7 protein-coding genes and 1 pseudogene are annotated in these 8,879 nt (G+C 58.1%); 1 reads left to right on the top strand and 7 read right to left on the bottom strand.

The window, feature by feature from the left end; genetic code table 11:
- A pseudogene (locus tag ACGYK7_RS18605) lies at positions 1 to 212 on the top strand (hypothetical protein); the annotation flags it as partial.
- 275 nt (positions 213 to 487) lie between these two features.
- Here ACGYK7_RS18605 and ACGYK7_RS18610 read toward each other — a convergent pair.
- From ACGYK7_RS18610 to ACGYK7_RS18640, 7 genes are read right to left on the bottom strand one after another with little or no spacing between them, the layout of a single operon-like run.
- Positions 488 to 2,251 (bottom strand): ABC transporter ATP-binding protein, encoded by a 1,764-nt coding sequence (locus ACGYK7_RS18610; RefSeq protein WP_394403892.1) that lies wholly within the window; start codon positions 2,249 to 2,251, stop codon positions 488 to 490.
- Between the two features lie 8 nt (positions 2,252 to 2,259).
- A complete protein-coding gene (locus tag ACGYK7_RS18615) occupies positions 2,260 to 3,207 on the bottom strand; it encodes an acetamidase/formamidase family protein (protein ID WP_394403893.1) in 948 nt (315 codons plus the stop codon).
- Positions 3,197 to 4,837 carry an ABC transporter substrate-binding protein gene (locus ACGYK7_RS18620; protein ID WP_394403894.1) on the bottom strand — a complete coding sequence of 547 codons (1,641 nt, stop codon included), beginning with the start codon at positions 4,835 to 4,837 and terminating at the stop codon, positions 3,197 to 3,199. The genes ACGYK7_RS18615 and ACGYK7_RS18620 overlap by 11 nt, the downstream gene beginning before the upstream one ends.
- 39 nt (positions 4,838 to 4,876) lie before the next feature.
- A complete protein-coding gene (locus ACGYK7_RS18625; RefSeq protein WP_276154618.1) occupies positions 4,877 to 5,797 on the bottom strand; it encodes an ABC transporter permease in 921 nt (306 codons plus the stop codon).
- Entirely contained in the window at positions 5,794 to 6,684 is an 891-nt protein-coding gene (locus ACGYK7_RS18630; RefSeq protein ID WP_394403895.1) for an ABC transporter permease, read from the bottom strand. Before ACGYK7_RS18630 ends, ACGYK7_RS18625 begins: the two co-directional genes overlap by 4 nt.
- Positions 6,671 to 7,270, bottom strand: a complete 600-nt coding sequence (locus ACGYK7_RS18635; RefSeq protein ID WP_394403896.1) for an ANTAR domain-containing response regulator — start codon at positions 7,268 to 7,270, stop codon at positions 6,671 to 6,673. Before ACGYK7_RS18635 ends, ACGYK7_RS18630 begins: the two co-directional genes overlap by 14 nt.
- Positions 7,270 to 8,583, bottom strand: a complete 1,314-nt coding sequence (locus ACGYK7_RS18640; protein WP_394403897.1) for a transporter substrate-binding protein — start codon at positions 8,581 to 8,583, stop codon at positions 7,270 to 7,272. Before ACGYK7_RS18640 ends, ACGYK7_RS18635 begins: the two co-directional genes overlap by 1 nt.
- Positions 8,584 to 8,879 lie beyond the last annotated feature (296 nt).

The following is an 8,879-nucleotide window of genomic DNA, read 5'->3' on the forward strand; positions in this document are numbered from 1 at the left end:
ACTTGGCTCTCACCTTTCGCATCCAGCAGCTGACCGGACATAAGATTGTGCTGTGCCACAGCGAACCTAAAGCCTGCACGGACATCGAACAAACCCGCAAAGATCAAGGCCTACCCCCAGCTTGGGTCACGGTAGTACCAGACCTTGAGGGTGAAAGACGCTTTACAGAACCCTCCCCCTCAATCGGTGAGGCCGTCGTCGGCAGCGCCTAGAAGTCAACATCGGCAACAAAGGCCTGCGTTTGGCTCGGTCTATCTCGACAACCGTTAAACAGTTCATAGGCAGTCAAATTGTCGGGCATTAAAGCGTGACGGCTTCAAACGAATAGAGAGCATTTTGGAGCTCATGGCGAAAGAAGCCCCATGAGCAACTCCTTGGCTCATGTGAGCAAGGATGAAAATACCTCTCGATGAGTTTCGCATGATGGAACGCGAGCGCCAAGCGGCATTAGCGATCGGTGGAGCAAGCGATCGCAGTTCTGCCTCCACTACGAACGCGCCACCAAGTGGCCCCCGCCCACATCATCCAACGTAACAATATTAGGCGGTTCCCCAACGGCACGAACCGGACTTGGCGGATCGCTTGCGGCGAGCACCCGCGCAGGCAGCACGCGGTCAGGATCAGCATGAGGCACAGCTTCGATCAATCGCTGCGTATAGGAGTGGCGCGGATCACCGAAGACCTGCGCACCTGTCCCCATCTCTACGATCTGGCCTAAGTACATCACCGCCACTCGATCTGCGATATTCTCGACCACGGCCATGTCATGGCTGATGAAGAGATAGGACATGCCCATCTCGCGTTTCAACTCGGCCAGCAGGTCCAGCACTGTAGCTTGAACCGAAACATCAAGCGCCGAGACGCTTTCGTCTGCGATAATCAGTTTCGGATCCAGTGCGAGCGCGCGCGCGATACAGATACGCTGACGCTGTCCTCCCGAGAACTCATGTGGATAGCGATCAAGCGCATCCTCGCCCAAGCCCACACGTGCAAACAGCGCGGCGGCCTTCTCGCGGCGGCTTGCTGCTGTGCCCACGCCATGGATCACCAGCGGCTCGCGCACCAAATCACCCGCGGTCATACGGCCATTCAGAGCGGCCATCGGGTCTTGGAACACCATTTGCAGCTCACGGCTGATCTGTTTGCGCGTTGCGGCATCATTGCCCAGTGGCTTACCTTGAAACCTGATCTCGCCACTATGCGGCACCAGACCGGCCAAGGCCCGCGCGATGGTCGACTTTCCACATCCGCTTTCGCCCACAAGAGCAAAGGTTTCGCCCGGATAGATATCAAAGGACACAGCTTCAACCGCATGCACCCGCTGCACCACGCGGCCCAATAGCCCACCGTGCAGATCATAGGCCACCCGCGCTTCGCGCAAGCTAACCAAGGGCTCCGTACCCGTATCCGGATGTGCCCCATGCCCCTGCCCCATACGCGGAACGGCTGCCAGCAATTGACGCGTATAGGGCTGATCGGGGTTTGAGAAGAGCTTGCGCACGGATGCGTGCTCCACCATCCGACCGCGCTGCATCACCAACACATCATCGGCCATCTCGGCCACCACACCCATATCGTGGGTAATCAAGATCAGCGCTGTGTTCATATCCCGCGCCAGATCACGCAGAAGGTCGAGCACCTCGCGCTGGACCGTCACATCGAGCGCGGTCGTCGGTTCATCTGCAATCAAAATATCAGGGCGCAGCGCAATGGCCATGGCGATCACGACCCGCTGCCGCATACCGCCCGAAAGCTCATGAGGATATTGCTGCAAACGGCGCTCTGGCTCGGTCAGACGCACGGCGCGCACGGCTTCAAGTGCGCGTTTGCGAGCCTCAGCCTTTGATACGTCTTCATGCGCACGGATTGCCTCAATCAGTTGCGCACCAATACGCATGACCGGATTGAGAGCGGTCATTGGCTCTTGGAAGATCATCGCTATGCGATTGCCGCGCAGCTGTTTCAGCTTGCTTTCAGCGAGCTTGGTCAGGTCTTGCCCATCGAAATTGATCGCACCGCCTGTGACCCGTACAGCAGGAGGCGGCAGCAGACCCATGATCGCAAGGGAGGTCAGTGATTTACCCGATCCGCTTTCACCCGCAATCGCCAAGGTCCGGCCCTTATGCAAGGTGAAGGACAGATCCTGCACAAGTGGCAGCATGCCCTGCTCGGTCCGGACCGAGATCGACAGGCCGTCCACCGTGAGGACCGGCTTGGCCCCCGCGGGTTCCGCCGCGGGGGGAGTTTGCATCGCCACCATCATTCGAAGACACAGCGCGGGAAATAGAAGGACACAATCCAGTTTGGCATGTCCACGATTTCCGAGATGCGCAGATCGCCACAGGTGGAAACCAGCATATAGGCATCCTCCGGCGCCAAACCTTGCGTGGCGCAGAGCAGGTCGACCATTTGGCTTACCGCATCCCGCGCCCCCGTCATCAGATCCGGCCCGATCCCGGTGGAGACTTCATAGCCTTTGGCATCAAGGTGGTTGGTCACCGGCCCCGGTGTTGTGAACCGCGGCATCTTCAGCTGCGCATCTTTGACCAGATCAAGCGTCACCGTGGCGTTCATTGGGCTCTCAATGGCGGTGCCGCAGACCTCGCCGTCGCCCTGTGCCGCATGGGTATCGCCGATGGAGAACAATCCGCCCGCCACCTCGACCGGTAGATAGAGCGTGGTGCCTGCTGCCAGATCGCGAATATCGAGATTACCGCCCACACGCCGCGGCGGCACGATGGAGTGCAAGCCGTCTTCGGCCAGCGCACAGCCAATGGTGCCCGCGAAGGGTTTGAGCGGTACGCGCCCATGTTTGCCAAAAAGCGCCGGCGCCAGCGTATCCGGGTCATAGTCCCAGATCGTCAGCGCGGGGTCAGTGAACTGATCGGCCAAGAGACCAAAACCCGGGATATTGGCGGTCCAGCCAAACCCCGAAGGGGTGAACCCCTCGATGGTAATCTTGAGCGCATCGCCCGGCTCCGCGCCTTCGACATAGATCGGACCCGAAACCGGGTTGATCTTGCCAAAATCCAACGTCTCAACGTCTTTGACCGTGCTGTCTTTGGTCAGCTGACCGGCAGAACTGTCATGGCAGTGGAATTCGAGCGTGGACCCAGGGGCCACCGTCTCGGCTGGGACAAGCGCGTTGTCCCAGCCAAAATGATGATGGCGTCCGTGGATCGTATAGTCAGGACATTTATTGCACATCGTTTACATACACATAGTCATAGTTGACGGGGATCGAGACGGGATCGACGTAGAGCGCATCAGCGCCGCCCATCCGCTCGGACTTCATGGTGTAGCGCTGTTCGTTGAACACCGGCACCCAAGGCGCGTCTTCCATGATCTTCATGTAGACGTCGGACCATTTTTGCAGCCGCGCCTCCGCGGCATCGGGGTCGGTCATGCTATCGGCCTCGGTGGCCATCGCATCGACCTCTTCGTTGCAGTACCACGACCAGTTCCAACCGCCCTGAACTGCACCAGCACAGCCCAGAATTGGGCCATAGAAGTTCGATGCATCGGGGAAGTCGGCAATCCATGCCATTCCGCCCGACCAGATCATTGGCGCTTGGTCTTCTTCACCACCCGCGGCGATGACGCTTGCCTGCGCCAGCGATTGGATCGAGGCGTCGATGCCGATCTTGCTCAGGTCCTGCTGGATCGCCTGTGCGATACGCGGATTGGGGTCTGTGTTCATCACGTAGAGCTCTGTCTCGAACCCATCTGCGAAGCCCGCCTCGGCCAACATGTCTTTGGCTTTTTCCGGGTCATAGGCGTAGCCTTCATAACCTTCGGTATAGCCGGGCATCGAAGGGGGCAGCGGTTGGGTCGCCGGCACGGCGCGACCGTTAATCACTTGCGTGATCCGCTCTTTGTTGATCGCCATGTTCACCGCGCGGCGCACATCCGCGTTGTCAAAGGGCGGCATTTTTGTGTTGAGGGTAATATAGCCGGTATGCAGCTGGCCTCCTTCAACCACGCGAGCCGCCTGCTCTGGATCATTCATGACCTCTTGGAATTTGGCTGGCGGGATGCCATCGCCGGGCACGTCCACTTCGCCGTTCTGAAGGCGCAGAAGTGCCACGATTGGCTCTTGGCCCACTTCAAAGGTCACGCTGTCGAGATAGGGCAGCCCCTCGCGCCAGTAGTCTTCGTTTTTTTCAAATACGAGGCGTTGGCCAATGGTCCACTCCCCCAGCTTAAACGCGCCGGTGCCCATCGCGGTCTTGCCGAAATCGGCGCCCGCTTCTTCGACCGCTTCTTTCGCCACCACCGCGGCAAAGTTCAGGCCCATGACATGCAGGAAGGTCGCATCGGGGCGCGACAGGGTAATCTCTACAGTCAGCGGATCGATGACTTTGACGCCCTCAAGGGTCTCAGTCTCACCGTTGGAAATCGCATCAAAGCCTGCGATAGAGGCAAAGAAACCCGCACCAGGGCTTTGGGTCTTGGGGTTGGTGACGCGGTCGAGCGAATATTTGACATCCTCAGCGGTCATCTCGCGGCCATTGTGGAATTTCACGCCCTCGCGCAGTTTGAAGGTAAACACCTTACCGTCCTCGGAAATCTCGTAGCTTTCCGCCAGACCGGGGCGCAGGTCGGTGGTGCCGGGGGCATAATCCATCAACCCGTCGTAAAGCGATTTGATCATCGACCAGTTCTGCCAGTCATAGCCAATGGCCGGGTCCAACGTGGCCACATCATCTTTGTAGGTAATGGTGATATTGCCGCCCGACTTGGCGTTCGGGTCCATATCGGAATGGCCGTCAGCAAAGGCTGTGGCGGGCAAAGCAAGCGCTGCGACCAGCGCCGTAGAGGTCAGGAACTTCTTCATTTTCGTCTCTCCTTGTTGGATCGTTTTTTGATTTGAGATTTAGCGGACCTTGATCCGCGGGTCGGCAAATAGCGTGGCAATGTCGGCCACGAGATTGCCAAGCACGATGGCGCAGGCCGAAACCAGCGTGACGCCCATGATGATTGGAATGTCGACACGCTGGATCGCTTGCCATGCAAGCTGACCGATGCCGGGCCAACCAAAGACAGATTCAACGATCACGATGCCGCCCATAAAGATGCCGATATCGATGCCGATCATCGCAATGACGGGCAAGATCGCATTAGGCAGCGCATGGCGCAGCAGCACCCGCGCCCGCGATAGACCTTTTGCATGGGCCGTGCGGATGAAGTCTTGGCGCAAAACGTCGATCATCGAAGACCGCATCATACGGCTATACCAACCCGAGCCGAGGATACCCAAGGTCAGCGCGGGCAACACCAGATGCCCGAAGGTGCCGTAGCCGCCGATAGGGAACCAACCCAGCTGGACCGCAAAAACATAAAGCAGCAAAAGCCCTACGACGAACTGCGGCGCGCTCACGCCAATAAAGGACGCAATCATCAACGTGTTGTCGGTGGTGGTACCGCGGCGCAAAGCCGCGATAATACCCATGCCCAATCCCAGCACCAGTTCCGCTGAAATCGCGCCGACCATCAACAAAAGCGTTGCAGGCAAACGCGCTGCAATCAGCGCGCTCACTTCGGTTTTCTGCAGGTAAGACCGGCCAAGATCGAACTGTAGAAGGTCCATCAGGTAGCGCCAGTATTGCACGATGAAGGGCTGATCGAGGCCTAATTGCTCACGGATGTTCGCGACAGTCTGCGCGGTCGCTGACCGCCCGGCGATCTGGCGCACTGGATCGGAAGGCAGCAGGTAGAGCAACGCGAAGGTGATGAAAGACACCCCCAGCAGGATCATGGCGGATTGCAGCAAACGGCGGCCGAGGAAATTGATCATTGGTCCTGCCCTCTTTGTGTCGGGTCGAGCACATCGCGGAGCGCATCACCCACAAGGTTGAAGGCCAGCGCCAAAATCACGATTGCCAAACCTGGAAAGAACACGAGCCAAGGCGCGGCCTGGAAATAGGTCTGGTTCTCAAAAATGATGTTGCCCCAGCTCGGTGTGGGCGGCTGCACACCGACCCCGAGATAGCTAAGCGTCGCCTCCAACAGCACAGTGGTGGAGATGCCAAGCGTGCCCCAGACAATGATCATCGGCACCAGATGCGGCAGAATATGGCGAAACAAAATGCGCAGATGCCCCGCGCCCAAAGTCTTTTCCGCTGCAATGAACTCACGCTGCGACAAGGATGACGTCTCTGTATAGATCACCCGTGCGGTCTGCACCCAGTTCACCGTGGCAATCACCAATGCCACGATCCACAACGATGGTTGGAAGATCGCCGCAAGGCAGATCGCCAGCAACAGCGCCGGAAAGGCCATCATCAGGTCCGTAAGCCGCATCAGCGCACTCCCAATGAAGCCGCGGAAATAGCCCGCCGTAATGCCGATCAGGGTTCCGATCACCAGTGCCACCCCATTCGCCACCAGCCCGATAATCAGCGATGTGCGCGCCCCGTATAGGATGCGGGTCAACAGATCGCGCCCCAACAGGTCCGTCCCCAGTGGAAACTGCGTTCCCGGTGGCATCGGCGCCCCCTGTAGCGTCAGCCCGTCAAACATCTGGTCATTGGGCTCATAGGGTGTGAGCCATGGCGCAAAGATCGCCCCGAAAAACGTCAGCGCAATTAACGCAAGACCAACAAGCGCCAGTTTACGACGGCGCAGGCGGGTCCATACCGAGGGCGCAGCACTGCGCAGGGTGGCAGGTTCAATTGCAGTCACGCAAATTTCCTTCGTCTTTAGCATTTTCGACAATGCGCAGCGCGGCATCCTCAACATTGATGCGCCAAGCCATCGCCATTTGGCGCAGCTGGTCATAAGCGGCGTCTTGGGATTTGCCATGCGCCGACAGCAATGCCACGGCCTGCACCACGGTTTGACGCGCGGATACGCGATGGCGCAGTTGCTTGATCTGAGCGTTCAGGCTTTGGCGCAGTTCAAACGAATGATGCGCCATCAGCAGCGCTGAGAAGGCACCACTTGATCCCACCGGCTTGAGCAGCAATGCATCTGCGCCCATGCGCGCGGCCCATTCAATTCGCCCGGGCGCTTCGGACCCGACGAGGGCGATCATTGGCATCGGGGCCTGGCCCGGCTCCCAAGGAAACTGCGCGTCATAGCCCATGTCTGTATCGTAAAAGACAAAATCCGCCGTAATGGCCCAAGCTGGAAGGTCTGGCCAGGCATGGATAACCCTCAGACCGATCGCCTTGAGTTGGCGCATTAGAACCGCAGCATGATCGGGCACGGGATGCACGACTAAGGCGCAGGCCTGATCGAGATTGGGGATACCAAGAAGACCCGCCATCAGGACACGACGCTCAGGCGGGGGCGGTCAATACGCGGGTGGCGCGCGGGCCGGGTCAGATAGGGATCAGGCGCCACGTCCGACCAATGGTGCAACACTTTGAAAACCCCATCGCGCACCTGTGCCACATCAACCTCAAGCGTGCTGTGATGGGTTGCGGGATCTATTCCAAAAAGATCGCCCTGTTCGGCGATAAAGCTTTCAAAGGGTTGTTCGCCTTGGGCCACGAGCATCGCCGCCAAGGTATGCACAGATTGGCGCGAGATATTCTCAAATGAGGAATCCCGCCCCCCCTCGCTTTGAGAGGCACAAAAGTGCGGCCCCACTGACACCAGCCCTTCAGCCGCATCCCCCAAGAGTGGTAGCTCTGCTTCCGTCAGGTTGCACGACACCACCGGGCATTGCTCTGGACGAAAATGCGGATCCCGCCGACCTAGGTCGGCATAGGCGCGCAAAAAAGCATAGGAGCTGGCACCCACCAATGAGTTCAGGATGAACCGGGGCCGCAGGCTTTCGATCTCAGCGATCAACGTCGCGACGTCTTCCTCGCCCAAGGGCAGATAGCGTTCGCCCAGAACCTGCCCGCCGGCGTCTTCAACCCTCATCCGCGCCACACGGCAGGTTTCCCAGCCCCAGATATAGTTCGAGCCGATCAGATAAGGCATGGTGCCGAAGTTGCCGAAACACCAGCTCAGCAAAGGCAACAGATGCTGGTTCGCGCAGGCATGATTGTAAATCACCCTGTTTGACGTTTCGAACCCCTCGAAGGGGAGATTGTACCAAAGCATCGCATTGGTCCGGTCGAGCGTGGGGATTACCTCTTTGCGCGAAGATGAGGTCACACAGCCAAAAACGTGACGCGCTTTCGAACTTTCCAGAATCTCAGCACAAAGCGGTGCATAGCGCTCCAACTGCCCCTTGGGGTCTCGAACAATAGGCTGGAAACGGATGGGATTGGAGGGATCGGCGTTGATCTCCTCCACCCCAGCGAGCGTCCCGCGCAGAACCGCCTGCGATATAGCCGCATAGGTGCCCGAACTTGAATAGAGCACGCCAAGATCAACGGTTCGCTTCACTTTTACCCCAAAAACAAAAAAAGCCCCACGCGCACTGAGAAGTGCGACATGAGGCCCGAATGCCATGCGGATGTATCCGCTTTGTCGACTTGCTATCTTGAAGGGTGCGATATGTCGAGAAAAAAATGGAATTTTGAAACTAAGTTCCACCCCCTTGCCCGTTTGGGGTCGATTGTTACCCCAGAAGCTCAAAGGATGGGCTTTGCCTTTGACAAGACGCCTAAAGAGGCGGTCCAACCTGCAGATTACCCATTTACAAATCTTGCAAGCCACTCAGGGCATCTCTCAGTCGCCCTAAGCGAAACAGCCTTAAACGAATGTCAGCGGGTAGTGATAAACGGCAGGGACTTGGACAGATATCACCAAACCCCTTGCGCACCGCAGGGTCACGCCTGAGCGCCTCCCTTAATAGTTGAACCCCCAGCAAGGAGGTGCCACTCAGGACGTTATATAACCACTAGGGCCTGTGGACATTGAGGATTTTCAAATCACCTGAGGTTTGATTCAACCTTCCAAAAGGGAGGTTTGAATGG

Origin of the sequence: Sulfitobacter sp. 1A15299, assembly GCF_043556915.1 — a bacterium.
GTDB lineage: Bacteria > Pseudomonadota > Alphaproteobacteria > Rhodobacterales > Rhodobacteraceae > Sulfitobacter.

Excerpts from the sequence above, each read along its gene's own strand:
- ACGYK7_RS18610 (WP_394403892.1), bottom strand. The coding sequence starts at position 2,251 with ATGCAAACTCCCCCCGCGGCGGAACCCGCGGGGGCCAAGCCGGTCCTC.
- ACGYK7_RS18615 (WP_394403893.1), bottom strand. The coding sequence starts at position 3,207 with ATGTGCAATAAATGTCCTGACTATACGATCCACGGACGCCATCATCAT.
- ACGYK7_RS18620 (WP_394403894.1), bottom strand. The coding sequence starts at position 4,837 with ATGAAGAAGTTCCTGACCTCTACGGCGCTGGTCGCAGCGCTTGCTTTG.
- ACGYK7_RS18625 (WP_276154618.1), bottom strand. The coding sequence starts at position 5,797 with ATGATCAATTTCCTCGGCCGCCGTTTGCTGCAATCCGCCATGATCCTG.
- ACGYK7_RS18635 (WP_394403896.1), bottom strand. The coding sequence starts at position 7,270 with ATGGCGGGTCTTCTTGGTATCCCCAATCTCGATCAGGCCTGCGCCTTA.